General features: G+C 53.4%; 21 protein-coding genes and 1 tRNA gene. 6 read left to right on the top strand and 16 right to left on the bottom strand.

Annotation, left to right across the window (positions count from 1 at the left end; genetic code table 11):
- Positions 1 to 171: 171 nt before the first annotated feature.
- Positions 172 to 248: transfer RNA gene (locus ACTHYN_RS05875), tRNA-Arg, on the bottom strand.
- Between the two features lie 86 nt (positions 249 to 334).
- Between ACTHYN_RS05875 and ACTHYN_RS05870 the strand changes: the two genes are divergently transcribed.
- Positions 335 to 1,051, top strand: coding sequence for a TIGR04283 family arsenosugar biosynthesis glycosyltransferase (locus tag ACTHYN_RS05870; RefSeq protein ID WP_441811541.1), 717 nt, complete (start codon positions 335 to 337; stop codon positions 1,049 to 1,051).
- Positions 1,029 to 1,658 carry a TIGR04282 family arsenosugar biosynthesis glycosyltransferase gene (locus ACTHYN_RS05865; protein ID WP_441811540.1) on the top strand — a complete coding sequence of 210 codons (630 nt, stop codon included), beginning with the start codon at positions 1,029 to 1,031 and terminating at the stop codon, positions 1,656 to 1,658. Before ACTHYN_RS05870 ends, ACTHYN_RS05865 begins: the two co-directional genes overlap by 23 nt.
- Here ACTHYN_RS05865 and ACTHYN_RS05860 read toward each other — a convergent pair.
- Positions 1,651 to 4,500, bottom strand: a complete 2,850-nt coding sequence (locus tag ACTHYN_RS05860) for an insulinase family protein (protein ID WP_441811539.1) — start codon at positions 4,498 to 4,500, stop codon at positions 1,651 to 1,653. The genes ACTHYN_RS05865 and ACTHYN_RS05860 overlap by 8 nt on opposite strands.
- A gap of 68 nt (positions 4,501 to 4,568) precedes the next feature.
- Positions 4,569 to 4,868 (bottom strand): hypothetical protein, encoded by a 300-nt coding sequence (locus tag ACTHYN_RS05855; RefSeq protein ID WP_441811538.1) that lies wholly within the window; start codon positions 4,866 to 4,868, stop codon positions 4,569 to 4,571.
- A 370-nt stretch (positions 4,869 to 5,238) separates the two neighbouring features.
- Between ACTHYN_RS05855 and ACTHYN_RS05850 the strand changes: the two genes are divergently transcribed.
- Complete coding sequence (locus ACTHYN_RS05850) at positions 5,239 to 7,224, top strand: SDR family oxidoreductase (protein WP_441811537.1); 1,986 nt, start codon at positions 5,239 to 5,241, stop codon at positions 7,222 to 7,224.
- Between the two features lie 86 nt (positions 7,225 to 7,310).
- On the opposite strand, the gene rnt is transcribed toward ACTHYN_RS05850, so the two are convergent.
- Entirely contained in the window at positions 7,311 to 7,967 is a 657-nt protein-coding gene (gene rnt / locus ACTHYN_RS05845) for a ribonuclease T (RefSeq protein WP_441811536.1), read from the bottom strand.
- A 43-nt stretch (positions 7,968 to 8,010) separates the two neighbouring features.
- Entirely contained in the window at positions 8,011 to 9,042 is a 1,032-nt protein-coding gene (gene pyrC, locus ACTHYN_RS05840) for a dihydroorotase (protein WP_441811535.1), read from the bottom strand.
- Positions 9,043 to 9,273: 231 nt separating this feature from the next.
- Between pyrC and ACTHYN_RS05835 the strand changes: the two genes are divergently transcribed.
- Positions 9,274 to 10,191: a flagellar protein MotY gene (locus tag ACTHYN_RS05835; RefSeq protein ID WP_441811534.1), complete on the top strand. Its 918-nt coding sequence runs from the start codon at positions 9,274 to 9,276 to the stop codon at positions 10,189 to 10,191.
- A gap of 35 nt (positions 10,192 to 10,226) precedes the next feature.
- Here ACTHYN_RS05835 and ACTHYN_RS05830 read toward each other — a convergent pair whose 3' ends face one another.
- Positions 10,227 to 11,153, bottom strand: coding sequence for a histone deacetylase family protein (locus tag ACTHYN_RS05830; RefSeq protein ID WP_441811533.1), 927 nt, complete (start codon positions 11,151 to 11,153; stop codon positions 10,227 to 10,229).
- Positions 11,154 to 11,313: 160 nt separating this feature from the next.
- Between ACTHYN_RS05830 and ACTHYN_RS05825 the strand changes: the two genes are divergently transcribed.
- Positions 11,314 to 14,058 carry a bifunctional acetate--CoA ligase family protein/GNAT family N-acetyltransferase gene (locus ACTHYN_RS05825; RefSeq protein ID WP_441811532.1) on the top strand — a complete coding sequence of 915 codons (2,745 nt, stop codon included), beginning with the start codon at positions 11,314 to 11,316 and terminating at the stop codon, positions 14,056 to 14,058.
- A gap of 44 nt (positions 14,059 to 14,102) precedes the next feature.
- Here ACTHYN_RS05825 and rdgC read toward each other — a convergent pair whose 3' ends face one another.
- The 8 genes from rdgC to ACTHYN_RS05785 are packed head-to-tail and all read right to left on the bottom strand — an operon-like array spanning position 14,103 to position 19,848.
- Positions 14,103 to 15,029: a recombination-associated protein RdgC gene (gene rdgC / locus ACTHYN_RS05820; RefSeq protein WP_441811531.1), complete on the bottom strand. Its 927-nt coding sequence runs from the start codon at positions 15,027 to 15,029 to the stop codon at positions 14,103 to 14,105.
- A gap of 19 nt (positions 15,030 to 15,048) precedes the next feature.
- Entirely contained in the window at positions 15,049 to 15,249 is a 201-nt protein-coding gene (locus ACTHYN_RS05815) for a DUF2788 domain-containing protein (RefSeq protein WP_441811530.1), read from the bottom strand.
- A 40-nt stretch (positions 15,250 to 15,289) separates the two neighbouring features.
- Entirely contained in the window at positions 15,290 to 16,060 is a 771-nt protein-coding gene (gene yaaA, locus ACTHYN_RS05810) for a peroxide stress protein YaaA (RefSeq protein ID WP_441811529.1), read from the bottom strand.
- Positions 16,061 to 16,073: 13 nt separating this feature from the next.
- Positions 16,074 to 16,307, bottom strand: a complete 234-nt coding sequence (locus ACTHYN_RS05805) for a glutaredoxin family protein (protein WP_441811528.1) — start codon at positions 16,305 to 16,307, stop codon at positions 16,074 to 16,076.
- A complete protein-coding gene (locus ACTHYN_RS05800) occupies positions 16,307 to 17,056 on the bottom strand; it encodes a YciK family oxidoreductase (protein ID WP_441811527.1) in 750 nt (249 codons plus the stop codon). Before ACTHYN_RS05800 ends, ACTHYN_RS05805 begins: the two co-directional genes overlap by 1 nt.
- Before the next feature lie 47 nt (positions 17,057 to 17,103).
- On the bottom strand, positions 17,104 to 17,766 hold the full coding sequence (locus ACTHYN_RS05795) for an HAD family hydrolase (RefSeq protein WP_441811526.1): 663 nt from the start codon (positions 17,764 to 17,766) through the stop codon (positions 17,104 to 17,106).
- Positions 17,756 to 18,472: a bifunctional 2-polyprenyl-6-hydroxyphenol methylase/3-demethylubiquinol 3-O-methyltransferase UbiG gene (ubiG, locus tag ACTHYN_RS05790; protein WP_441811525.1), complete on the bottom strand. Its 717-nt coding sequence runs from the start codon at positions 18,470 to 18,472 to the stop codon at positions 17,756 to 17,758. Before ubiG ends, ACTHYN_RS05795 begins: the two co-directional genes overlap by 11 nt.
- Positions 18,473 to 18,507: 35 nt before the next feature.
- Entirely contained in the window at positions 18,508 to 19,848 is a 1,341-nt protein-coding gene (locus ACTHYN_RS05785) for a TRZ/ATZ family hydrolase (RefSeq protein ID WP_441811524.1), read from the bottom strand.
- Between the two features lie 147 nt (positions 19,849 to 19,995).
- On the opposite strand from ACTHYN_RS05785, the gene mtnA reads away from it, so the two are divergent.
- Positions 19,996 to 21,078, top strand: coding sequence for an S-methyl-5-thioribose-1-phosphate isomerase (gene mtnA, locus ACTHYN_RS05780; RefSeq protein ID WP_441811523.1), 1,083 nt, complete (start codon positions 19,996 to 19,998; stop codon positions 21,076 to 21,078).
- 74 nt (positions 21,079 to 21,152) lie between these two features.
- On the opposite strand, the gene ACTHYN_RS05775 is transcribed toward mtnA, so the two are convergent.
- Together ACTHYN_RS05775 and ACTHYN_RS05770 are read right to left on the bottom strand one after the other, a co-directional pair.
- Entirely contained in the window at positions 21,153 to 23,327 is a 2,175-nt protein-coding gene (locus tag ACTHYN_RS05775; RefSeq protein WP_441811522.1) for a carboxy terminal-processing peptidase, read from the bottom strand.
- Between the two features lie 291 nt (positions 23,328 to 23,618).
- On the bottom strand, positions 23,619 to 25,769 hold the full coding sequence (locus ACTHYN_RS05770; RefSeq protein WP_441811521.1) for a 3-hydroxyacyl-CoA dehydrogenase NAD-binding domain-containing protein: 2,151 nt from the start codon (positions 25,767 to 25,769) through the stop codon (positions 23,619 to 23,621).
- Between the last annotated feature and the right edge of the window lie 6 nt (positions 25,770 to 25,775).

The raw sequence follows: 25,775 nt of genomic DNA, 5'->3' as shown, positions 1-25,775 counted from the left end.
TGATTTGTGGGTACCGGCTGGCCACGATTTGGCCAGTACCCTCAAGAGTACCCGTAAAGTGTGGGTACTTCCATACTTGTCCTTGGGTGTCCGAAGTGTGCTAGTATTGTTGGTGAAGTCTTGCGGCGCGGGGCTTTCGGAAAGGTTTGTGGATGCGGTCGGATGCTGTCTTGGTACCCCCGGCAGGACTCGAACCTGCTACCTTCCCCTTAGGAGGGGGACGCTCTATCCAGATGAGCTACGGAGGCGCTTTTTTGAGAAGGTCGGTATGATAGCGGCCTGAAGCGTATGGCTCAAGGTGTTAACGTGTTTTCTGTTGGTCTGGGGGTGTGCTTTGCCTGAACCTTTCTCGTTAAGCATTGTTGTACCGGTTTGGATGGAAGCAGCCGGCGTTGTGAAAACACTGGAAGCTCTGCAGCCACTGCGGGCGGCCGGGCACGAGCTGATCGTTGTGGACGCCGGCAGTACCGATGGTACAGCCAGGCTTGCGAGCCCACTCGCGGACCAGTTGGTTCAGTCAGCAAAGGGCAGAGCGGTTCAGATGAATGCAGGCGCCTCTGTGTCGAGAGGTGATGTTCTCCTGTTTTTGCATGCAGATACGTGCCTTCCTTTGGGCGCATTAAACTGCCTGGGTGACTTTGTTCAAAGCCGCAAGGTGTGGGGCCGTTTTGATGTGTGCTTGAGTGGCCAGGGTACGCTGTTTCGGATGATCGCCTGGTTTATGAATCAGCGTTCTCGGTTAACAGGTATTTGCACCGGTGATCAGGCCCTGTTTGTACGCAGGGATACTTTTGAAGCTCTGCGTGGGTTTGAAAATCTGCCGATAATGGAAGATATTGAGCTATCGCGCCGGCTTCGCCAGGTTTCCCGACCATATTGTATTACTGAAACGGTGATTACAGACAGCAGGCTTTGGGAACAACGAGGCGTCTGGCGCACGATTTTCCTTATGTGGCGTTTGCGTTGGCGTTATTGGCGCGGCGAATCGCCACAAACACTTGTTTATTCCTATCGTTCGGACGTGCGTAATGCCGAAAGCGAAAGCCGCTGATGCTGTGTTGATGCAATTTTCGAAATGGCCTGAAGCTGGCCGGGTAAAAACCCGCCTTGTTCCGGCTTTGGGTGTTTCCGGAGCTCTGGAGGCTCATCTAACGCTCTCTCGTACTGTACTGGATAACTTGTGTGGCTCTGGCCTCGCTGTGCAATTCTGGTGGGATAGGGCGGTAGAGTCTGTACCGGCAGATGCTCAGAGTATTGTGCGCACCATCGAGCAGTTGGGTGTGGAGCAACGGGTGCAACGAGGAGCCAATCTTGGCGATCGCATGCTGGATGCGCTTGGTACGGGTCTTGAGTCAAACGCCCTGGCTCTTATCGTAGGCAGCGATTGCCCCTCAGTTGAGCCGGCATACGTGCATCAGGCGGTGGCTTGTTTGCGGACACACGATGTGGTTTTGGGACCGTCGGATGATGGTGGCTACGTGCTGATTGGCGCGCGCCGGGTGGTTCCGCGCATGCTGGATAAGATTGAGTGGGGCACGGGAATGGCTCTCGAGCAAACCTGTGCCCGGCTAGAGGCGTTGGGGCTCAGCGTTGGTTTGCTGGAACCCCGTTGGGACGTAGACGAGCCAGAGGACTGGGTGCGGTTTCAGCTTACTTAGCGGTCACCGGCGGTTGCTGCAGGATAAGTGCGCGGGCTTTGTTGGCATTCAGGCCTTCGCCGCCGGTTACTGCCCGTAGCGCTCGGCTTCTGTTCAATACCGCATTTTTGAAGGTACGTTGCAACTCTTCGAGGCTTACCCCTTGAATGGCTCTGGCGAGCCTTTCCCGTGAGTCAAAATTATCAGCACCCCGGTCAATTTCCTGCCAGTAGCGTGTGGATATCTCTCCTAACTGGCGATCCTGTTCCATAATACTGCTGATCACCGCCGCTTTTTCCCGCGCCAGCTGCTTATCACTGATATCACCAAGGGTTTTCTCAAAGCCGTTTGCGAACTTACGAACGGCTTGATCTATCTCGCTTTGGCTAGCTGTGGGGGACTGAACCACAAAGCCAAGAGCCGGGGTTTCAAGCATTTCAAAAGGCGTTGCGTACACAATATAGCCGAGTTGGCGGGTGGTTCGGATGTCTTCGTAAAACGGGCTACTTATAATCTGTGCAAGCAGCCGGAACCTGGCGCGCTCTTCAAAACTGGTGTTTTTTCCCTGCGTGTAGAGGGTGTACCCGGTATCCGGGTGTTTCACGTTTAGGGAGGCCAGCAGCTCTCCTTCCGGTAACTGGCGGACACGGCTGCGCTCAACCGGTACAAACTCGCTTTCGCCCAGAATAATAGCGTTAACCTGTTGGGCCAGGTTGAGTGCGTAGGCTTCGGTAATGTTGCCGTGGGCCATGAGCACCGGGTCAACCTCTGAAAGCAGTGCGTCGGTGAAGGATATGAGTTCGTCCAGGGACACACTCCTGGCGGCCTCAAGCTTTTCTTCAGTGCTCCAGGTGTCTTCGAGTACGGCGGTTTGGATAAACTCCGATGTTTGCACAACCGGTCGGTCTTTGGCTTTGTTTTGCAAGCTGTCTATCAGGTTTTGTCGTGCGATACCAAACCGCTGCCGGGTGATCTCCGGTGACGAAATCTGCATTAGAATGCGGTTCATCAGGGTGTGTAGCTTGTCGTTGTAACCACTAACGCGCACGGTAATTCCGCGTAAGTGCGGGTAGATACTGTAGTTCAGCCCGGCAAGTCGGGCGGAGTAGGCCCAGGCGTTCAGGTTGGCGTTGATGCTGTCTACCAGTAACCGTGTTAGTACATGGCTGCGCGCAGATACGCGGGCAGCCGGTGTGCGCAAGCTGAAGAAGACACTGGCTTTTGGTGTGTTGAAGCGGGTGTCACGGGCAAACCAGATGGCCATGCCACTATTGCTCAGCCGTTCTGGCTGCTTCATGGTTTCACCCGGCACCATGTCGAGGTTTTCCGGCACAAATGGGTTGGGTGGTGGAAGACGAAGCGCTTTAACCAGTGGTTCTGGCGCTTCTGTCAGAAGCGCTTCGGTATCTAAAGGTTCCATTTGCCACGGCGTTTCATACCACTGAGTCAGCTTTGGGGTACTCAACTCTGGCTGAGGTTCCAGCGTGTAAACCATCACGTTATCCGGTGTCAGTTTGGCAAGAATCGTTCGGTACTGGTCTGGCGCGTAACGCTCCATCAGCCAGGGGGCGCTGAGAATATTATCGGCAGGGTAGTCCTGGAGTTGGCTGGACAGGCGCATGGCTTCATGCACTGGGTCACCTTGCTCGCGAAAACGAAAATCGATTTCAGCCAAACGCTGCATTTCTTCAAAACGCTGCTGACTAATGCCACTTTCACGAATGAGGTCTATGTAGTGGAATACCAGCGAAAGGATTTCTTCGCGTTTATTCAGCCCTTGTGGTGTGAGGGCAATGCTGATTTCTAGCGTGGCATTCTCGCCGGTATCCATACCAATACCCGCCGACAGGCTATCCGCAAGCCCGCTTTTCTTAAGTACGTCAAACAGACTGCCTGGCCCTTCGTGGCCCAGCAGATTGGCCACATAGCTGGCTGGTTTTGTGCGGTAGTGTTCTTGCTGTGACGGAATCGGGAACGACAGCGACAGGCTGCGCACATCCTTGATGGTTTGTACCGTTATCCTTGCAGGCAGCGAGTCGGTTTCAAGCAAGCTTGCAGTGTGAGCTTTTGGCTGAAGGTTACGGTTTTCTATTGCGCCAAAGCGCGATTGCACCATGGATTCAAGCTCAGACAGTGGCTGTGGGCCATAAACTGCGAGGGTCATAAGGTTTGAGGAATAGCGGTTTTTCCAGAACTCGATCAGGTCGGGCCGAAGAGGATTTTCGTCTGTGTTTTCCAGTGTGGTCAGGTTGCCGACAGCAAACTGGTGAAAAGCATGTTCGGGGTTGCTGGCGGCCTTTTTAACAGAGTAAAAGCGTCGTCCATCGTCCTTCTGTTTTGCGCTAAATTCCGAATGAACAGCGTTACGCTCGCGGTCGACCAGTTCGGCGGTAAACAGTGGTGCGCTAAATTGTTGGGCAAAACGATCCAGCGCAGGCTCTAAAAAGCTGGCCTGAATATCAAAGAAATAGTTGGTGTTACGAAACGCGGTAAAGGCGTTGTGACTGCCACCATGGCTTTTTATGAACTGTTGGTACTCGCCGGGTTTCGGGTATTTTTCAGTGCCCAGAAACAGCATATGTTCCAGAAAGTGCGAAATTCCCTCTCGGTTTTCTGGATCATCACCGCTGCCAACGGCTACGTTCATGGAAGCCGCCGCTTTGTCTGCGCTTTTATCGGATACCAGAATTGCTTTCAGGCCATTATCCAGCTCTATGAAGCGGTATTCGTTGTTGTCGTTTGGGCTCTTCGTTGGGGTTTGTTCGGCAGCGGCAAAGGAGCTAACAAGCAACAGCACAAGCAGTGCTAACACATGTGTTATTGGCAGCTGCGCACGTGCGCTGGTAAGGGTACCGGTATGCATAGGGCTGTGTTATCCGTTTCAGGCTTCTGGAAAAGTCTTGTTTGCTGGCTGACAAGGTGCTCTGGACGTTAGTGCATCATCGCCTTTGTGGTTGTTTTTGGCTGCTGGTCGAGGGTTTTGCGGGCCAGAGCTGTCGCTGTTTCGGCATCGAGTTCGCCGGTAGCAATTCGCTCAAGTACGGTTGCCATAATTGCGACGGATTCTCGATAGTCGGCAAATTCCGCTTGGAATGCAGTGTCTATGGCCTGGTAAACCGCCTGGATTTTTTGCTCCCTGTCGCCGGCGTTCTTTGCCGTGTCGTTTATGGCTTTCAGGCAGGCGCGGGCAATAGCTATGTAGCGCTCGGTATTTGGGTTGTCATCTTGCATTGTTTGGCTTCCCGGTGTTGCTTGAGATACAAAAAGGGTTGATGCCTAAAAAGGCCATAAGTTCATAATTATCGCATTGCTGATCAACTGTTTCATTGCTTTGTAGTAATTCACGGTCAGGAAGGGGCCAGAGCCAAATACTGTGCTAATCTCGAAAGCATTGTGTCGGAATAAAATACAGGAGCTTTTCGGTTTAGAGTAATAGCTCTAATTAAAACAATGGGTTGCCGAGCAAAAGCTCTAAAAAATATCGATACAAAAAATAACAATTAAGTACAATGTCGGCCTTGCAGGGTTGCCTTAAGACTTTGGTCTAAGGTAGCTGGCGCAATATCGATAACAATAGAGCAACAGGTAAGGTGGATTATCAATGAATTATTTCCTGACAGGTGGCACCGGGTTTATTGGCCGTTTTCTTGTGGAAAAGCTGCTGGCCCGCGGTGGCACAGTGCATGTTTTGGTGCGCGAGCAGTCCCGGGGCAAGCTTGATGCGCTCAGAGAGCGCTGGGGTGTGGATGAGTCACGCGTGATAGCGGTGATTGGTGATCTCACAACCAAGAACCTGGGCATTGATGCCAAAACCCTGAAAGCTTTAACGGGAAAGATTGACCATTTTTACCACCTTGCCGCCGTTTATGATATGAGCGCCGATGAGGAAGCTCAGCAGGCCACGAACATTGAGGGTACAAGGGCCGCGGTTAGTGCAGCCGGAGCCATGGAGGTAAAGCACTTTCACCATATTTCGTCCATTGCGGCGGCGGGCCTGTTCAGGGGCACGTTCCGCGAAGACATGTTTGAAGAGGCGGAAAAGCTGGATCACCCGTATTTGATTACAAAACATGAGTCAGAAAGAGTTGTCCGCGAAGAGTGTAAGGTGCCATTTCGTATCTATCGGCCGGGTATGGTGATTGGTGATTCGGTTACTGGCGAAATGGACAAGGTCGATGGCCCATATTATTTCTTCAAGATGATTCAAAAAATCCGCCGTACAATACCTCAGTGGGTGCCGACGATTGGTATTGAAGGTGGCCGCCTGAATATTGTTCCTGTGGACTATGTGGTTAAAGCGCTGGATCATATTTCGCACCTGGATGGCGAAGACGGCAACTGCTTCCACTTAGTGGATTCCGATCCCTACAAGTTGGGCGAAGTTCTTAATATCTTCAGCGAAGCGGGCCACGCTCCGAAAATGGCCATGCGTATTGATGCCCGCATGTTCGGTTTTATTCCGCCGTTTATCCGCCAAAGTCTGAAAAACCTGCCACCTGTGAAGCGGTTGACCGGCTCTGTGTTGGAAGACATGGGCATTCCGCGGTCGGTGTTGTCATTTATTAATTACCCCACGCGCTTTGATGCCCGTGAAACCGAGCGTGTCCTCAAAGACACTGGAATTGAAGTGCCACGCCTGCCGGATTATGCGCCGGCGGTTTGGGACTTTTGGGAACGTCATTTAGATCCGGATCTGTTTAAGGATCGCTCGCTTAAAGGCACAGTCGACGGCAAGGTTGTAGTAATTACCGGTGCAACGTCCGGTATTGGCTTAGCCACTGCCGAAAAACTGGCACAAGCCGGCGCTATTCTGGTAATTGGTGCCCGCACCCGGGAAAAACTGGATGAGGTTGCTGCATCACTGGAAGCGAAAGGTGGCAATGTGCATGCCTACCAGTGCGATTTCTCGGATATGGACGCGTGCGATCAGTTTGTGAACACTGTTCTGGATAACCATGGTCATGTGGATGTGCTGATAAACAACGCCGGGCGCTCTATCCGGCGCTCGTTGTCGTTGGCATTTGATCGTTTTCACGATTTTGAGCGCACCATGCAGCTCAATTACTTTGGTTCCCTGCGCCTGATTATGGGCTTTGCGCCTTCAATGCTGGAACGCAAGGGTGGGCATGTAGTGAATATCTCATCCATTGGTGTACTCACCAATGCGCCGCGGTTCTCAGCCTATGTAGCATCCAAATCAGCTCTGGATGCATTCAGTCGGTGCGCGGCTTCTGAATGGTCTGATCGTAACGTAACGTTTACCACCATCAACATGCCGTTGGTAAAAACGCCGATGATCGCACCCACTAAAATTTACGATTCTGTACCAACGCTTTCGCCGGAAGAGGCTGCAGATATGGTTGCAGACGCGATTGTTTATCGGCCTAAGCGGATTGCTACGCGCCTTGGTGTGTTTGCCCAGGTGCTGCACGCTGTGGCACCGAAAATGGGGGAAATCGTGATGAACACTGGCTATCGCATGTTTCCGGATTCATCCCCGGGTGTAGGCGGTAAGACTATTGAAAGGCCCAAGGTTTCGACGGAGCAGGTGGCCTTTGCGGCTGTGATGCGGGGTATTCACTGGTAGGGCGTATTCTTTTCAAGTATCAATAAAAAACCGCAGTTCAAACGAGCTGCGGTTTTTTTGTTGGTACTTTCTGAAAGCTGGCTGGTTTAGTCAGCGTCTTCGGAAATCACCGGTGGCGGAAAGCCGCCCAGATCCTGCCAGCGATTAACGATTCCGCAGAATAAGTCCGCTGTTTTTTCCGCATCGTATGCCGCCGAGTGGGCTTCTTTGTTGCTGAACGGAATGCCAGCCAGTTTGCATGCTTGTGCGAGCACCGTGTGGCCATACGCTAGCCCCGCCAGGGTTGCGGTATCGAATGTTGAAAACGGATGAAAGGGGTTCCTGCGAATATCTGCACGCATTGCTGCGGCGAATACGAAGTTGTGATCGAAGGTTGCGTTGTGGCCAACCAGAACCGCCCGTTTACAATCATGAGCCTTCACCGATCTACGTATGGGGCTGAAGATTTCGCTTAGGCCTTCACGCTCTGGCACGGCTTCCCGTTCCGGGTTCCAGGGGTCTATCCCGGTGAAATCCAGGGCGGATTGTTCCAGGTTGGCGCCTTCAAACGGGTCAATTTGTTGTACATGGGTTTCAGTACGCCGCAACCGGCCGTCGTCGTCCATGGTTAACATGACCGCCGCTATTTCCAGCAGAGCATCGCGCCCCGGATTGAAGCCGCCGGTTTCCACATCGACAACAACAGGTAAAAAACCGCGGAATCTGCGGGACATAGGGTGCGATTGTCTGTTTTCGTCAGTCACTAAAACTCCGGTCGTGGCCGTTTGTCAGGAAATTAAGGTAGGTCTACGCCAAGCGCCAATTAATGGTTTCGCCGGCTTTCAATGGAACGATGGTACCACCTGCCAGAGGTAATTCATTCGGCATTGGCCAAGGTTTTTTCTCGAGTGTAATCGTATCGGTATTTCGTGGCAGGCCATAGAAATCTGCACCGTTGAAACTGGCAAAGGCTTCTAACCGGTCAAGGATATCGAGTTCTTCAAAAATGTCTGCGTACAATCCGATTGCACCGTAAGCCGAATAACAACCCGCGCAACCACAGGCGGCTTCTTTTTTGTCCTTCGCGTGTGGCGCGGAGTCAGTGCCCAGGAAAAAACGTTTGTCGCCACTGGCAATGGCATCTCTGAGGGCCTGCTGGTGCCGGTTGCGTTTCAGAATCGGAAGGCAGTACAGGTGGGGGCGCATACCGCCAACCAACATGTGATTACGGTTGTACATGAGGTGCTGAGGTGTGAGTGTTGCGGCAAGGTTGTCGCCTTGATGGTGTCTTACAAACTCGGCTGATTCAGCGGTGGTTATGTGTTCAAGTACAACCTTCAGGTTGGGAAATGCCTCCAGGGTGGGCGTCAGAACCCGCTCCAGGAAAACTTTCTCCCGATCAAAAATATCTATGTCTGGGTCGGTTACCTCGCCATGAACAAGCAGCAGCATGCCGCATTCAGCCATGGCTTCCAGCACCGGGTAAATATGGTGAATATCCCGCACACCCGAAGCGGAGTTGGTGGTGGCTCCGGCCGGATACAGCTTTGCAGCAACAACGCCCTCGGCGCTTGCTTCCAGAATATCTGAGCGGGTGGTGAACTCTGTGAGGTAGAGCGTCATCAACGGTTGAAAGTCTGTACCTTTTGCCGCGCTCAGTATGCGTTGTCTATAGGCTGAAGCCTCAGTCGCGTTCGTCACTGGCGGGGCAAGGTTGGGCATTATGATTGCCCGCCCGAAACAGGCCGCAGTTGCAGGTACCACATCGGTTAATACATCGCCGTCACGAACGTGTAGGTGCCAGTCGTCAGGGCGCACAAGAGTGAGCTGTTCGGTCATGAGCTGGTTTCCGCTGTACCTTATCAAGGGCTGAAAAAGAGGCGTGAGCGGCGCGTTTATTATCGGCGGCGCTTCGGCTCTGAAAAATCTGGAGGATTATAGCAGAAGGCGCCAGTGATTGTTTTTCCTCATTCGCACTAAAGAACCTCCGACGGGTGCCGTTAAACAAAGTAGCGATGAAAGACCGATGAACCAGCAGTGCGACAGTTGCGGCACTCACATGGCATGTTTATGGCAATCCGTCTCCACAAAAAAATGCTCGCCTCCCTGGCAACGCTGGCGCTGGGCACTGCCTTGCCAGTGCATGCTGTGGCAGGAAGTTATGGCGCCGGAATTGATAACAGCCAATGGTACCTTGCCGAGTCGGTATTCGAGTGTTCTTTGGTGCACGAAGTTCCGGGGTATGGTCGAGCCGTGTTCCGCCACCGCGCCGGAGAGAAATTGTTTTTTTTCCTGGAATCCGAAACGCATCTTATGCGACCGGGTCGAGGTTCTTTGGTTGTTGAGGCGCCATCCTGGCGGCCAGGCGTCGCGGTGCGGCCAGTGGGCGTGGTTAAGGTAACGGACGGGCGCCGGCCGGTGTCTCTGGGTGCGCGCCGTGCGGTTATTCTTGTCCAAAGTTTGCTCGAGGGTATGCAGCCCACCGTTACCAGAGATTCCTGGTACGATGGCAAACCGGTTCGTGTGCAGGTTTCCAATATCAACTTTAACGGTCAGTACCAGCGTTACCGTTCCTGTGCTGCCAACCTTCTGCCTGCCAATTTTGATCAGGTAGGGCGCTCTAGTGTGGCCTTCGCTACAGGTAGCAAGAAGCTATCGAAAGCGGATATGAATCACTTGGATAATATTGTGGCCTATATTATGGCCGACTCTACCGTTGAACGGGTGTTTGTTGATGGACATACAGACGTCGTAGGCAGTCGAATTGATAACCGGGCCTTGTCAGAGGAACGGGCCAATGTGGTGGCCGATTATCTGAAAAGCCGGGGGGTAGCAAAGGATTTAATAACTCAGAGGTCCCACGGCGACCGGTATCCCGCATCCCGCCGCCGCGCTGAAAACCGGCGCACAACTATTCGTTTACAGCGTGAAGGCGATCGCCCAGAGCTCCAGCAGGCGAATGGTTACGGCAGTGCCTCTGCTGGTTGACGCGTGCCAGTATAGCCCAATCCCTCAGTGTGCTTTTAATAGACTGAATTCAACACTTCCAGGTGAGCGTTCACACCTTCTGCCAAAGCCATCAGGTGGTATCCCCCTTCCAGAGTGGAAATAATCCGGTCGTTACTGTGTTCGCGTGCCACTCCAGCGATCATTTCGGTCAGCCAGCGGTAATCATCTGTTTCCAGGTTGAGCTCTGCCATCGGGTCCAGGCGGTGTGCGTCAAACCCTGCCGATATCAGGATAACCTGGGGCTTAAATGCATTTAGGCGCTTTATCCAGCTATCCTCTACAAGTTTGCGGTACTCCGCAGCTGAACAGCCGGCTTCTATAGGTATATTAACAATGTTATCGGCCTGGCGATGAACATGAGAGTGGGGGAAGAGCGGGTGCTGGAAGCTGGAGCACATGAGTATACGCTCGTCGCCACTGACGATATCTACCGTGCCATTACCCTGGTGCACATCAAAATCAATAATGGCTACCCGTTCGAGGTGATGGAAGTTGAGCGCGCGCATGGCGGCCAGAGCAATATTGTTGTAAAAACAAAATCCCATGGATCTACCACGCTCAGCGTGGTGACCGGGTGGCCGGGCACAGATAAACGCGTTGGTCACCTGGCTGCTCATCACCATATCTACGGCCTGAATGTTTGCACCGGCGGCCAACCTTGCTGCACGAAGGGTGTCTGGCATCATCGCTGTGTCTGGATCGGTGAATACCCGCCCGCGTGAAGGTTGCATCATATCGAGTTGCTGCAGGTAGCGCTCTGGGTGCACGCTTAAAAGCTGATCGCGGGTAGCTTCTTCAGGGCGCACCCAGTCCAGCTTCTGGGCCATGCCAGTGTCTGCGATGTAACTGATGATGGCGGTCAGGCGGCCGGGGCTTTCGGGATGCTCCGGCCCCATGTCGTGTTTCATGCAATCATCGTGGGAAAAAAATGCAGTGGTCATAAATCTCGAAACGTCCCGATTATGCTTGTATTTTCTTCAATCCTATCAGGGAAAATCTGGTGCTGCCGGGTTTCTTTGGTCTTATAGGAGCGATAGGCATTTTACATCGGTACTTCAATGCCTAAGATAGAGCAAACACATACTGAAAAGGAGAGTCAGCTTGAGCACCCGGTATCTGGAAAGTTTGTTCAACCCTGCCTCTATTGCGGTGGTGGGGGCGTCGGAGCGGGCAGACAACCTTGGCGGTATGGTATTGCGAAATCTGTTGAGTGGTGGCTACCCCGGCCGGCTCCTGGTGATAAACCGGAACGATTACGACAATGTACACGGCATTCCCTGCGTAAAAAAAGTGTCGGGGATGGCCTTTTCTCCGGATCTTGCCATTGTTTGCACACCCCCGGAAACGGTTGGCAAGACTATCCGTCGGCTGGGAGAGTCGGGTGTGCGCACCGCTATTGTGATGACAGGCGGTATGTCCCGCACCCACAGTAAAACCGGCACTCCGCTGATGTATTCTGTGCGTGACGCGGCCAGGGAAACAGGCATTCGAGTGCTTGGCCCGAACACCATCGGCCTGATGGTGCCAGCCAGAAGTCTCAACGCGACATACGCACACATGGGCGTTCTTCCTGGCCGCGTAGCGTTTGTCGGGCAGTCTGGAACCATTGCCAGCTCGGTGATTGACTGGGCATTCGCCCGCGGGGTGGGTTTTTCCTATTTTCTTACCCTGGGCGATGGCATGGATATCGATCACGACGATCTGATCGACTATCTGGCCCAAGACACCCAGACTCGCGCCATTCTTCTACACATTGAGCATATTCCCAATGCCCGGCGCTTTATGTCGGCAGTGCGTGTGGCCTCCAGAACCAAGCCGGTTATTGCCGTTAAGTCCGGGCGGGTGCCAGAGTCTGAGTGGCTTCCCCATAAGTTGCCTGAGGGTATCAGGCGCAGTGATCCAATATACGATGCCATGCTGCAGCGCGCCGGTGTTCTGAGAGTTGACGGGCTGGGGCAAATGTTTGATGCGCTCGAAACGCTCACCCGTATGCGCCCGTTACGCCGGGAGTCTCTGGCCATTATGGCTAATGGTGTCGGCCCGGGGGTGCTCGCGGTTGACCGGCTGGCGGATCTGGGAGGCCAGTTGGCGAGCCTGTCGGAAGCCAGCATTAACAGCTTGGCGGAGCTATTGCCGTCTTACTGGACGCGCAAAAACCCCATCGACCTGAACTATGACGCGTCGCCGGAGCTGTACGCCAAGGCGATTAAAGTTCTGGCCAAAGATCCTGAAGTGGCCAACGTGCTTGTCATGTACGCACCCAGTTTGACGGAAGACAGTTTACAGATTGCTGATGCGGTCGTGCAGGCAGCTAAAGGTACACGCCTTAATATTTTCACCTGCTGGCTGGGGCAGAGCACGGTGATGGATTCACGCGACGAATTCTATCGTGCCGGGTTGCCGTCATTCTTTAACCCGGAAAAAGCTGTTGTTGCCTTCATGCAGCACATACGTCATCAACGTGTTCAGCGCCTGATAACAGAAACTCCGGAATCCTTTACCGATCATTTTTCCGACCACGCGAAAACCCGTCGCGTGGCGGTAAACGCCCTGAAAGCCGGGCGTAACCATTTGTCGAGCCAGGAGGCCCGGCAGGTGGTGCGCGATTATGGCATTAATACTATAGAGACAGTCTACTGTGATGACGTGGAAGAGGTTATAGGTGCCTTTGCCATAGAGCGCCGACCGGTGGACGTTACAATAGTGCATGAGCAAACTTGCCACCCGTTTGTGAATCTCACGGTGGCTCAGCGCCGTTACAAGGGCACGGTTCAGAAACTGAACAGTGAGGCCGAGATAATAGACGCCTGCCATTTTCTGATGGAGGAATACCAGAAGTATTTCCCGGTCAGCGGGTTTCTTGGCTTCGCCATGCAGCGCTCTTATCAGCATGTTGGCGGTATAGAGTTTAGTGTGGGTATTACCCGTGACGCGCAGTTCGGCCCGCTGGTTGTTTGCGGCGCCTCCGGTGCCCATATCAACGTAATGACGGATCGCCAAATTGCCTTGCCGCCTTTGAATATGGTGCTGGCGCGGGAGCTGTTGCGCCGCACCTATATGTATAAATTGCTCAAAGAGCACAGTTTAAAACCAGAATCGGATATCAGAGCTGTGTCAGAAACCCTGGTCACCCTGTCACAAATTGTGATCGATATTCCTGAAATCCTGGGGCTGGAAATTTCGCCGTTGTTGTTTAACGACGATGGCGCGGTAGCAGTGAATGTTGCGATTAACCTCTCTGAAACGCCAGGCAGGCCAATTATTCAGCCCTATCCAAGGGAGTTGGAGGAGTGGCTGGTGCTGCCAAAATCCGGCCGCCGGGTTATTATCCGCCCTGCGCTGGCACAGGATGAACCTTCCCACAGGGTGTTCCATGAGCTGCAGTCTCCTGAGTCGATTCGCTACAGGTTTTTCCAGTACCGGAAGCATTTTACCCGGGAAGACGTCGCACAGATGGTGCAGATCGACTACGACCGCGAAATGGTCTTTATTGCAAATGCCTCTAAAGAAGATGGTAGTGGAGAAGAAACCCTGGGCACCGTAAGAACCTGGACAGACGCTGACAATCTGCAGTGCGAATTTGCGGTAATGGTTCACGACAAGATGAAGGGTGAGGGGCTTGGCATTGCCCTGATGCAAAAAATGATCGATTACTGCCGTGCCCGAGGCACCGTGGAGATGGTGGGCGATGTACTGGCAGACAACCGCCCGATGCTGCAACTGGCTGAACACATGGGCTTTGAAATCAAGTATAACATTGAGGAAGAGGTAATGGATTTGCGGCTGGTGCTGAACGAGCCGGAAAACGACTGGCAGAAAGAGCGGCTGGAAAAAAATGCCCACTGAAGCCTCGCGGGGAAGGCCTCTGTGGTGCTTATACGCTTGAGTAATTACTCTTCGACAATGGCTGAACGGTCTTCGCCGCCCATGGCTTCCAGTAAGCCTGGAATCAGTTTGGATAGCTCCAGGGTCATGATGGTAAAGGCCGCATCAAATTTTGCCACGGCATCATCCACCTCTACATCGTCGAGCTGATCCTGCAGCGTTTCACCGAACTTCAGCCGGCGAATCCCCAGCTCCTCATCCAGCATGAACGACACATTGTCATCCCAGGTTATAGCCAGTTTGGTCACTTCCATGCCTGCTTCCAGATGATTGCGGATTTCATCTGCCTTCAGGTTTAACCCTTTGCAGCGAACCACGCCGCCATCCTCGGAGGGATCTTTCAGCTCACACTCGTCACCCAATGCCACAGTGCCGGGCAGATCGATGGTTTCATTCAACCATCCGGTAAGCGTAAAGATCGGCGCCTGCTCTACAGCAGGTGGGCGCACGGGCAGGGAACCGAGGCTTTTGCGCAGGGTGGAGGCCAGGTCTTCCGCTTGTTTTGCGGAGCCGGCATCAACCACCAGAACACCGTCCTTTGGCGCCAGGTAAGCAAAGCTGCGGCGATTCCTTGAAAATGCCTGAGGCAGCATTTCCAGCATTACCTGCTCTTTGATTTCATCTTTTTCTTTACGGCGAACCTTGCGCCCCTGCTCAATCTCAATGGCTTCGGCTTTTTCTTCAACAGCCTCCTTCACCACCGGTCCGGGCAGGATTTTTTCTTCCTTGCGCAGAGCGATCAGGTGATAACCGTTGGCACTGTGAACAAGCAGTTCACCGTGTTTGCCAAGAGGCGGTACCCAGCCCTGACGGGTGGTTTCCTGTGGGCCACAGGGCTTGAACGCATCTGCGCCGAGCTTGTCTTCCAGCTCTTCAGCAGAGATATCAAACGGTTTGGTAAAACGAAAAACGCGGGCATTGCGAAACCACATCAGGCTTGATCCTTGTCGTTCATATTTGCATAACCTCTACGAGTACTGTTTTTACGATGAAACCAACCACACCGGCCCCCAGTACTGTAAAAAGGGCGATGGTACCAAACTTTCCGGCCTGTGATTTTTTAGCCAGATCCCAAACGATGAATCCCATCCAGCCAATAAGGCCCGTCAGAAACACCAGCATGGCGATCTGGGAAAATACTGCTTCATTCATGGCTTGCTCCGAACTTGCTTTGGGTTAGTGTCCTGTCTGATTAATGTTCATCCCGCAGGAAAACCCAATTATTATTGTCGGATTGGTCTTCGCTGAAATAATAGCCGTCAAGGCTGAACCCCTTGAGGTCGTTTGCATCGGTAATGCGGTTCAGGATGGCATAGCGGCACATCAGGCCGCGTGCTTTTTTGGCGTAGAAACTGATGATCTTGTATTCGCCGTTCTTCCAGTCCTTGAATTGGGGGGTAATCAGCCGTCCTTCAAGGTCTTTCTTCTTCAGGCTTTTGAAATATTCGTTGGACGCCAGGTTCACCAGTGTCCCGTCGTCTTTCTCTAACTGGCTGTTGATCTGGCGGGTGAGGCGCTGGCCCCAGAACGCATAAAGATCTTTGCCCCGGGTATTCTCGAATTTGGTGCCCATTTCCAGCCGATACGGCTGCATCAGGTCAAGAGGCTTGAGAATGCCATACAGCCCGGACAACATCCGCAGGTGCTTCTGTGCGAAGGTGAAATCCTGTTCGCTGAAGCTTTCTGCATCCAGCCCTGTGTATACATCGCCCTTGAAGGCTAGCACGGCTTGGCGAGCATTTTCCGGAGAGAAGGGTGTATGCCAGCTCTGAAAGCGATCGGCGTTCAATTGCCCCAGTTTGTCGCTGATGCGCATCAGGTTACTAACCTGATGCGGCTCCAGTTCTTTGAGCTGATCAATCAGCTCACAGGCGTCATCCAGAAAATCCGGTTGAGTAAAGGTTTCCGTTGCCAGTGGGCTCTCGTAATCGAGGGTTTTAGCGGGCGAGATAACCATCAACATGTCAGATAATTCCTCATTGCAGAAACGTAAGTAGCTGATCGCGTGTAAATGGCCAGTCGAGCTCCCGACCGGTATCACTGCGCCGGAGCACGGGGATCCGCGTACCGTACCGCGCTACCAATTCTTCTGACTGGGCTATATCCACCACATCTACCGGTATCGGGCTTGGCATAGGCGTACTGACCAGAAGGGCTTCAGCAAGCTCACACAAGTGGCACTGGGATGTGGTATAGAAAAGCAGTTCCATTATTTAGGCTGTGCATCCACTTTTTGGCCGTTGACACCAGCGCTGTCACTGCCCATCAGGTACAGATAAACCGGCATTAGTTCTTCCGGTGTCGGGTTTTGATTCGGGTTTTCTGCGGGGTAGGCGTGGGCTCGCATGTTGGTTCGGGTTGCCCCCGGGTTGAGGCTGTTTACCCGAACGTTGTTGTGCTCGTCGTCCAACTCTTCCGACAGAAGTTGGCTTAGCCCTTCAACGGCGAACTTGGAGACTGCATAAGCACCCCAATAGGCTTTTGCCTGGCGACCCACGCCGGATGAGGTAAATATAACAGACGCAGCATCAGACTTGCGCAGTAAAGGGATCATTGCACGGCTCAGCTGAAAGGGCGCGGTAGCATTTACGTGCATGACCCGGTTCCAGAGTTCCGGATCGTACATTTCTACCGGGCTGCGATCGCCTAAAATACCCGCGTTGTGCAAAAGGCCATCGAGTTTCCCGAAGTTATCTTCAAGAGTCATGGCCAGTTCTTCGTAATCCTTTACGGCCGCGCCTTCAAAATTCATAGGCACAATGGCGGGCTTGGGGTATCCCGCAGCCTCGATTTCATCGTATACCGATTCCAGCTTGCTTACGGTGCGCCCTACAAGAACCACAGTGGCACCGTGGGCCGCATAGGTTTTTGCGGCTGTACGGCCGATTCCGCTGCTTGCACCGGTCACCAGTATGATGCGATCTTCAAGAAGATCAGCGGGTGCCTGGTAATCTTGCATAACCTTTCTCCGTTTCAAGCTGAGAAACAATCGATTTTAAACGCGCGCTATTGTAACAGCTTTGAGAGGTCGTTGACGGTGTCGGCAATGATGTCTGCTTGCCATAGATCAACGGATTCTGGCTCTTCAATATAGCCGTACCTTACTGCGATGGTTTTCATTCGGGCGTTGCGCCCGGCCTGTATGTCGCGCTCATGGTCGCCGACGTAAACTGCAAGGCCAGGATCTGCGCCTATCTGTGTACAGGCAAGAAAAAGGGCTTCCGGGTGTGGTTTACGGTCGGTGACATGATCCGGGCAAACAAGCGAGGCACAGCGCTCGGCCAGGCCCAGCGCCTGGATAAGAGGGGCCGCAAAGCGCGCGGGTTTATTGGTAACAATGCCCCAGGGGATGTTCCGTCGCTCCAATGACCGGAGCAGCGCATCCATACCTTCAAACAGGCAGGTTTCAACCGCAACACCTTCCTCGTAGAGATCCAGAAAGGCGGTGTGCCTGGCGAGATAATCCGGGTGTTCTGGCTCCAGCCCAAAACCTATCCGCACCATGGCTCGCGCACCATTGGAAACAGACCTGCGTATATGCTCAGCAGGTAACACAGCAAGCCCGTGTTGCTGGCGTAGCTGGTTCAGGCAGCGGATAAAATCCGGGGCTGTGTCGATGAGTGTACCGTCCAGGTCAAACAGAACGGTTGACGGCTGTTCAGTCTTCACGGCTATCCCGGGCGTGCATCAGGTAGTTCACGTCCACATCCCGGCCCAGCTTGTAGGAGCGGGTGATGGGGTTATAGGTCATGCCCGTAAGTTCACTCACATTCAGCCCGGCATGGCGTAGGTGATCAGACATTTCCGAGGGGCGGATAAACTTCTTCCACTCGTGTGTGCCTTTAGGTACCAGGCTCAGAACGTATTCTGCCCCGATAATCGCAAACAGAAAGGATTTTGGGTTGCGGTTGATGGTAGAGACAAACAGATGCCCGCCAGGCTTGAGTAAAGCCGCGCAGGCGCTGACAACCGAGGCAGGGTCTGGCACGTGCTCCAGCATTTCCAGGCAGGTAACAACATCGTACTGGCCAGCGTGCTCCGGATCCCGTGACAGATCTTCAACGGTGGTCTTTTGGTAGTCTACCTTGACCCCGCTTTCCAGGCCGTGCAAGCGCGCAACTGCCAATGGCGCTTCGCCCATGTCGAGCCCGGTTACATGGGCACCACGCAGGGCCATGCCTTCTGAAAGCAATCCGCCGCCACAGCCAACATCTACAACCCGCTTACCGGCAAGTGACGCGCGCTCGTCGATATAATTCAGGCGCAGCGGGTTGATATCGTGTAGTGGTTTGAACTCGCTGGTAGGATCCCACCAGCGGCTGGCAAGCGCTTCAAACTTGGCGATTTCACTATGGTCAACGTTTTGGTTTGTCATGTTACGTTCTGCCTGGTCCATCTGTTGGAGTTCTGTTATTCAGCCTGCTGCTGGCGGATTTTCTCAGCCCAGCCTTCAACGCGAAGCATAAGGTCCGGTACATCTATACGTGTCAGCTTGCCATCCTGCACTTGCGGTATGCCATTAATCCAGCTGTGGCTGACTGCCCGGCCATGGTTGCTGTAAACAAGGTGTGAAGCCGGATCGTAAACCGGCTGAATAAACGGATCGCCAAGATCAACAGCGATGATGTCAGCGAGTTTACCGGCCACCAGTGATCCCAGTTCATGCTCCCGACCCAACGCCTTGGCGCCGTTAAGTGTTGCCATTTGCAGTACGTCATGGGCGCTGAGCGCGGCGGCATCTTTGGTAGCCAGCTTCGCAATCATGGCAGCACTGCGGCTTTCGCCAAACAGATCCAGGTCGTTATTGCTGGCCGCGCCATCCGTGCCAATTGCCAGATTAATACCGCTATTTTTAAGCACCTGTACCGGGCACAGTCCACTGGCGAGCTTGAGGTTGGAGTCGGGGCAGTGGATAACGTGTGCGCCTGTCTCGGCAAGCAGGGCAATGTCTGAATCGGTGATCTGAGTCATATGAACACACTGGGTATTGGCTCCCAGAACACCAAGTTCCGCAAGCCGTTCAATCGGGCGCTTCCCTTGTTTTTCTATGGCTTGTGCAACTTCAGTTTCGGTCTCATGCAGGTGAATCTGAATAGCTGTGCCAGTTTTCCCTGAGAGATCAGCGGCATCCGCCAGGGGGCCATCAGATACGGTGTAGGGTGCGTGTGGCCCAATTGCGGGCATGATGTAATCATCGCCTTTCCAGGTGTCGATTAGCGCTTCGCCTTTGCTCAGGTACTCCTGCGGGCCGCTGCCCCATATTGTAGGGAAATCCAGCAGTGGGAAGCACACCTGCGCGCGCATGCCGGTATCGTGGGCCATTCGGGCGACAATTTCCGGGAAAAAATACATATCCGAGAACGTGGTCGTACCGGTTCTCAGCATTTCTGCCATGGCCAGTTGAGTGCCGTCGGCAATAAACTGCTCGCTGACAAAGCGACTTTCCGCCGGCCAGATGTGATCGTTTAGCCAGGTCATCAGGGGGAGGTCGTCTGCCATGCCTCTGAACAGTGACATCGCCGCATGGCCGTGCATGTTGATGAGCCCGGGCATAACAACGTGGTGGGGAAGATCAATGGTCTCACGGGTGCGGAAGTCGCAATCTGCCTGTGCCACGGGCAACACAGCTTCTATTTTGGTGCCCTGAATGATTACGGCCTGATTCTCAAGCACCGTTCCGGCTGGTTCAATGGGAATTAACCAACGAGCGTTGATGCGAATATCGGCTGCGGTGATGGTGTCTGCCGTCATTAAGCCCTGCCTTGCAGTACCGGCCGTGAAGTGGATTGCGCACAAAAGTACGCAAGCGCGCCGGACAATGAAATGTAGCTTCAAAGTATAACCGTTATACTGGCCGTTTTCAGCGTTATGAAACGGGTTATGCAAGAGAGTCGGATAATGAATAACTCAACAGAATCACCTTTTTTCCGCACCACAGGTACGGTTGCTCTCAAGTGGCATGGAAGCAGTCTGGAGCTGCTTGATCAGCGTTTATTACCGACCAAGGAGCATTGGATAACGTTCAGAGATGCGTCCGGTGTCGCCCAAAGCATTCGGGACATGATGGTACGCGGTGCGCCTGCGATTGGTATCAGTGCCGCCTATGGCGTTGCACTGGCGGCCCGACATGCCGGAGCAGGAAGCTGGAAAGCTGACATTACCCAGGCTATCGGTGAGCTATCTGCCTCCCGGCCAACGGCCGTCAACCTGTTTTGGGCGTTGCAGCGTATGCAAAAGGTGTTTCATGAGTGCAACCTGCCCGGTGAAGCCCAAGAGCGGTTAGCGGATGAAGCCGTCGCCATTCACGAGGAAGATCTTGCCGGCAACCTGGCCATGGCAGATTACGCCCTTGAGGCTATGAGGCTCTCTTCAAGCGCCAGCCACTTAACGCCTGTTTCCGTGCTTACCCATTGCAATACAGGTGCTCTCGCAACGGGCGGTTATGGTACAGCGCTGGGTGTGATTCGCAGGCTTTATGAACAAAAGCTGTTGACGCAGGTGTACGTGGATGAAACCCGACCGTGGCTGCAGGGTAGCCGTCTTACCGCGTGGGAGCTGATGCGGGATGACATTCCAGTGACACTGAATGCCGATGGCGCCGCGGCGGCTATTCTTGCAACAGGCAAAGTAAGTTGGATCATTGTGGGGGCTGACCGGATTGCTGCAAACGGCGATGTGGCTAATAAGATAGGCACCTATAGCCTTGCAGTGCTGGCGCGTTATCACAACGTTGGGTTTATGGTGGTGGCACCGTCCAGCACTGTGGATATGTCGTTGAAAACCGGCACGGAAATACCCATCGAAGAACGGGACGGTACCGAAGTTCAGGAAATTCGAGGCGTCCCGTTGGCACCAGAAGGCGTATGTGTGTTTAATCCGGTATTCGATGTTACGCCTGCAAACCTGATTGACGTGATCGTTACAGAGAAGGGGGTCGTGCAGAAACCAAGCGCCAAGTCCATGCAGTATTTATTTGGCTGACGGCAACCCGGAGAAGCGAGCATACGCTGCTCTGGGTTGCCTTCTGTAGGCTTGCTAAATGTCGATTTTCTGATTCATTGCAGGGTCTCGGCCTGTGCTGCAAATTGCCGGGGCGCCAGGATAGATACCATGCGTTTATCTAGCTCAAGCATGTCTGCCATAATGTCTCCACCTTCGCGAATCACAAAATCCATTTCTTCGTCGGTAGATCCCAGATCTGCAGCTTGCTGATCTTGCCAGTCTTCAAGTTCTTCCAAAGTCTCGAATGTATCTTCTCCGCGTAGCTCGCGACGAGCGTTGGCGATGGTCAGCCTGGTGCGCTCGATTTGTTCCTGTTGGGTAGTGCGCTCGTCAAGATTGAGGCTAACGGTTTCCCTTTGGCGCTGCTCTTTCAGGAAGTTAATCTCCTGCTGAAGCAGGCTGAATTCCGGGCTGCTGTTAAAGCGATCTTCGTGGCGCTTGCGCAAGTTTTCGATAATGCCGCTAAAATCGAAATAGCGGGTGTGGGGAACTGAATCGATCTGATCCCAAGGCAGGGCATGATCCAGCGCATCCTCACCGATACGGGTTTTATCGATACGTGAGGGTATCTCGATATCCGGAATCACGCCTTTATGCTGCGTTGAACCGCCGGATACCCGATAGAACTTCGACTGGGTAATCTTGAGCTGGCCGTGGTTAAGCGGGCGAACTGCTTGCACTGTGCCTTTGCCAAACGTTTGTGACCCGACAACCAGGCCGCGTCCGTAATCCTGAATTGCGCCGGCAAAGATCTCGGAAGCCGAGGCGCTCATGCGGTTGGTGAGCACCACCAACGGCCCATCGTAGGAAACTGACGCATCTTCGTCACTAAGAACCTGAACCTCGTTGCTTGAATTGCGAATCTGCACCGTGGGGCCGGTATCTATAAACAGGCCAACCAGATCATTGGCCTCGTGCAGTGCGCCACCGCCATTATTACGGAGATCTATAACCAGGCCTTGTACTCCGTCTTGCTTCAGCTCTTCCAGTAGCTTGCGCACATCACGGGTTGTGCTTTTGTAGTTGGGGTCTCCTGCCTGCATCGCCTGGAAATCGGCATAAAACGTAGGAATGGTGACCACACCAATGGTGTATTTTTCGCCATTGCGCTGAAGCTCGATGATGTCTTTGCTGGCACTTTGTTCCTCAAGCTTTACCTCATCACGACTTATCGCGATGGATTTGGTAAGGGTTTCATCAGCTGCGTTGGCAGGCACCACCTCAAGAGTCACCACGGAGTTGCGAGGCCCTCGGATAAGATCAACCACCTCATCCAGGCGCCAGCCGATCACGTTAACCGGCTTTTCGTCTTCCTGTTTCACTGAAACGATTCTGTCGGCCGGCTTGAGTTGACCTTGTTTGGACGCCGGGCCACCCGGAACCAACCTGACCACTTTTGTGTACTCGTTATCTGCCTGCAGAACCGCACCAATACCTTCCAGTGAAAGGCTCATGTTAATGTTGAAGTTTTCCGACGTGCGTGGCGAAAAGTAGGACGTGTGTGGATCCCACATGCCGGTAAATGCGTTCATGTATGCCTGAAAAGCGTCCTCGCTCCGGGCCTGGTGTGCACGCTTTAACTGTCCTTCGTAGCGGCGTTTTAAAGTGTCTGTGATGGCTTCATCGTCTGCGCCATTCAGGCGCTGGGCGAGTACGGCATTTTTAATGCGCTTGTTCCACAGCTCATCGAGTGCCTCTTTGTTTGGCTCCCACTTCGCCTCGGACCGGTCCAGCAGCACGCTTTCGTTAGTACTGAAATCCAGGTTTTCGATCCCTTTATCGAGAGTCTCCAGGGCAAACTGAAGGCGCTCGATGATCCGCTTCTGAACCAGGTTGTAAATGTCAAAACCGGGTTGTAACTGGCCTGTTTTAAGAGCCGATCCCATGCGGGTTTTTACTTTTTCGAGTGCCTGGATATCGCTTGCCATCAGGTAAACACGCTGGCCGTCCAGGTAGTTCAGGTAGGCGTCAAACACATCACCGGAAAGTTTGTCGCTGATTCCCAGATCACGAAAGTGTGTGAACTGAAGTTGTCTGGCAATGAGGATATTGGCTCGGGCCTGGTCAATCGTTGGTGCAACCGGTGTATAGACTTCCGGCTCGGTTGTTTTTGCCTGCACCACAAACGGTGCTGACAGCAGCAGGGCAACGGTGAGCGCTTTGCACACACCCATCCGACCGACTTTGAAAGACGCGTGACGGACCGATGGTTTTTCCGCGATGGTCATATAGGCATACCTGACGATGCTGGGTACCCGCCAGACAGATCTGGAATGGGTTAACCCGTGGGCTTATAGATTTATTGTAGGCAAGGGCTACACCCGTTGCTATAGGCAGGGCGTATCGGTTCGTGACAATCTGTCCATGAACTCGTTGGGCTAACACGGAAAACCTTCGGAATTTCAGGGGTTTTAGCAGGGTTGAGCAAAATGAGGTGTGTGAGCGTAGGCGCTGGGAGCGTTGAGCTCTGCCGGCAAAGAAGGTGACGGAGGGGGCAATCCCTCCGTCACGCCGCCGCATTAGATGAACAGCTTTTCCTGTTCTGCATGCTCAATCAGTAGCGCTGGTGGTGCAAAACGCTCGCCGTGAGTTGCGGCCAGTTCTCTGGCTCGCTCTGCAAACTCTCTCACGCCGTACTGGTTAACAAACTGTATGGCACCGCCAGTCCACGGCGCGTAGCCAATACCGAAGATACTGCCTATATTGGCATCTTCTACAGTGCGCAATACACCTTCTTCCATGCAGCGAATGGTTTCAATGGCCTGAATAAACAGGATGCGGTCTTTCAGGTCCTGCAGCTTCACCTGGCTGGCTTTGGCTTTATTCACATAAAGTGTTTCAAGTTCTGGCCACAGCCGTTTCTTGCTTTTCGCCGGGTAATCGTAGAAGCCAGCGCCGGCTGCTTTACTTTTGCGACCGTGGTCGTTAACCATCTGGTCGATGATGGCTTCGGCCGGGTGTGCATTCCACGTACCGCCACCTGCTTCTACATCCTTTTTGCTCTGGTCGCGAACATGTTGCATCAGAGTCAGGCTAACCTCATCGCTGATCGTCAGGGGGCCAACGGGCATGCCGGCCAACAGACCGGCGTTATCAATGCTGGCGGGGTGAATGCCTTCGCCTAACATGCAAATGCCTTCATTCACAAAAGTGCCGAAAACGCGGGAGGTGAAGAAACCACGGCTGTCATTTACAACAACTGGTATCTTGCCAATCTGCTGAACGTAATCGAACGCCCTGGCCAGAGTGTCATCTGACGTTTGATCACCAACAATGATTTCCACAAGCATCATTTTGTCTACGGGTGAGAAAAAGTGCAGCCCGATGAAGTTTTCTGGTTTATCAGAAGCCTTTGCCAACTGAGTGATAGGAATGGTTGAGGTGTTAGAGGCAAAGATGCCATTTTTAACCAGCTTTGATTCGGCCTCTGCTGTCACTTTTGCTTTCAGGTTACTGTCTTCGAACACGGCTTCGATGATCAGATCGCAACCTTCCAGATCCGCCGCAGTGTCTGTGGCGGTGATGCGTGCCAGGACGTCTGCTTTTTTCTCTTCAGTCATGCGTTTGCGGCCGACTTTTTTCGCCAGAAGGTCTTCAGAGTAACTCTTGCCTTTTTCGGCGTTTTCGACAGACACGTCCTTAAGTACCACTTCCATGCCACGGCTGGCAGTGGAGTAGGCAATGCCTGCCCCCATCATGCCTGCGCCCAGCACCCCCACTTTTTTGAAGGGCTCTTTTTTTACGCCTTCCGGGCGGCTACCGCCGCCATTAATGGCGTTCAGCTGGAACCAGAATGTGCCGGTCATGTTCTTGGCAACCTGGCCAATCACTAACTCGGCGAAATAACGGGTTTCGATCAGGCTGCCGCTATCGAAATCTACCTGCGCACCTTCAACAGCTGCAGACATAATGCGTTCTGGCGCTGGGTAACAGCCCTTGGTTTTCTGTTTCAGCATGGCCGGTGCAATCGCCAGCTTTTGGGCCATGGTTGGGTGATGCGGGGCGCCGCCGGGCAGTTTGAAGCCTTTCTTGTCCCAGGGCTGCTGGCACTTGGGATTGGCTTCAATAAAGGCCTTTGCCTTGGTTATCATATCGTCTACGGAGTCGGCCAGTTCATCAACCATACCGGCTTTCAAAGCAGCCTTGGGGCGCAGTTTCTTGCCTTCCATCAAAAGCGGGAAAGCGGCTTCCAGGCCAATCATTCGTGGTAGGCGCTGGGTGCCACCGCCGCCGGGTAGCAGGCCAAGCGATACTTCCGGCAGGCCTAGCTGAATGCTGTTGTCGTTCAGAGCAATGCGATGGTGACAGGCCAGGGCAATTTCATAGCCGCCACCCAGCGCAGTACCATTGATGGCCGCAACAACAGGTTTGCCGCAGGTTTCCAGTGCCCGCATCCGGGCTTTCATGCCGTTGACCATATCTTCAAAGGCCTGAGCATCGCCGCGGGTAACCTTGTGAATTTCGTTCAGGTCGCCGCCGGCAAAGAAGGTTTTTTTTGCAGAGGCAATAATAATGCCGCGGATATTGTCCAGGTCTCCCTGAACCTTGCTCACGGTTTCATTCAATGCATCCCGAAAAGCCGCGTTCATGGTGTTCGCGGACTGCTTCGGCATGTCTATGGTGAGGGTCAGAATCTGATCTGAACCCAGGTCGTAATGGATGGCACTCATAATCGG

Source organism: Marinobacter sp. (genome assembly GCF_052091845.1).
Lineage (GTDB): Bacteria > Pseudomonadota > Gammaproteobacteria > Pseudomonadales > Oleiphilaceae > Marinobacter.
This window is presented reverse-complemented; position numbering and strand designations above follow the sequence as displayed.

What these genes read in the sequence shown, in the direction of transcription:
- ACTHYN_RS05865 (WP_441811540.1), top strand. Translation starts at nt 1,029, where the DNA reads ATGCCGAAAGCGAAAGCCGCTGATGCTGTGTTGATGCAATTTTCGAAA.
- ACTHYN_RS05860 (WP_441811539.1), bottom strand. Translation starts at nt 4,500, where the DNA reads ATGCATACCGGTACCCTTACCAGCGCACGTGCGCAGCTGCCAATAACA.
- ACTHYN_RS05855 (WP_441811538.1), bottom strand. Translation starts at nt 4,868, where the DNA reads ATGCAAGATGACAACCCAAATACCGAGCGCTACATAGCTATTGCCCGC.
- ACTHYN_RS05850 (WP_441811537.1), top strand. Translation starts at nt 5,239, where the DNA reads ATGAATTATTTCCTGACAGGTGGCACCGGGTTTATTGGCCGTTTTCTT.
- pyrC (WP_441811535.1), bottom strand. Translation starts at nt 9,042, where the DNA reads ATGACCGAACAGCTCACTCTTGTGCGCCCTGACGACTGGCACCTACAC.
- ACTHYN_RS05835 (WP_441811534.1), top strand. Translation starts at nt 9,274, where the DNA reads ATGGCAATCCGTCTCCACAAAAAAATGCTCGCCTCCCTGGCAACGCTG.
- ACTHYN_RS05830 (WP_441811533.1), bottom strand. Translation starts at nt 11,153, where the DNA reads ATGACCACTGCATTTTTTTCCCACGATGATTGCATGAAACACGACATG.
- rdgC (WP_441811531.1), bottom strand. Translation starts at nt 15,029, where the DNA reads ATGTGGTTTCGCAATGCCCGCGTTTTTCGTTTTACCAAACCGTTTGAT.
- ACTHYN_RS05815 (WP_441811530.1), bottom strand. Translation starts at nt 15,249, where the DNA reads ATGAATGAAGCAGTATTTTCCCAGATCGCCATGCTGGTGTTTCTGACG.
- yaaA (WP_441811529.1), bottom strand. Translation starts at nt 16,060, where the DNA reads ATGTTGATGGTTATCTCGCCCGCTAAAACCCTCGATTACGAGAGCCCA.
- ACTHYN_RS05805 (WP_441811528.1), bottom strand. Translation starts at nt 16,307, where the DNA reads ATGGAACTGCTTTTCTATACCACATCCCAGTGCCACTTGTGTGAGCTT.
- ACTHYN_RS05800 (WP_441811527.1), bottom strand. Translation starts at nt 17,056, where the DNA reads ATGCAAGATTACCAGGCACCCGCTGATCTTCTTGAAGATCGCATCATA.
- ubiG (WP_441811525.1), bottom strand. Translation starts at nt 18,472, where the DNA reads ATGACAAACCAAAACGTTGACCATAGTGAAATCGCCAAGTTTGAAGCG.
- ACTHYN_RS05785 (WP_441811524.1), bottom strand. Translation starts at nt 19,848, where the DNA reads ATGACGGCAGACACCATCACCGCAGCCGATATTCGCATCAACGCTCGT.
- mtnA (WP_441811523.1), top strand. Translation starts at nt 19,996, where the DNA reads ATGAATAACTCAACAGAATCACCTTTTTTCCGCACCACAGGTACGGTT.
- ACTHYN_RS05775 (WP_441811522.1), bottom strand. Translation starts at nt 23,327, where the DNA reads ATGACCATCGCGGAAAAACCATCGGTCCGTCACGCGTCTTTCAAAGTC.
- ACTHYN_RS05770 (WP_441811521.1), bottom strand. Translation starts at nt 25,769, where the DNA reads ATGAGTGCCATCCATTACGACCTGGGTTCAGATCAGATTCTGACCCTC.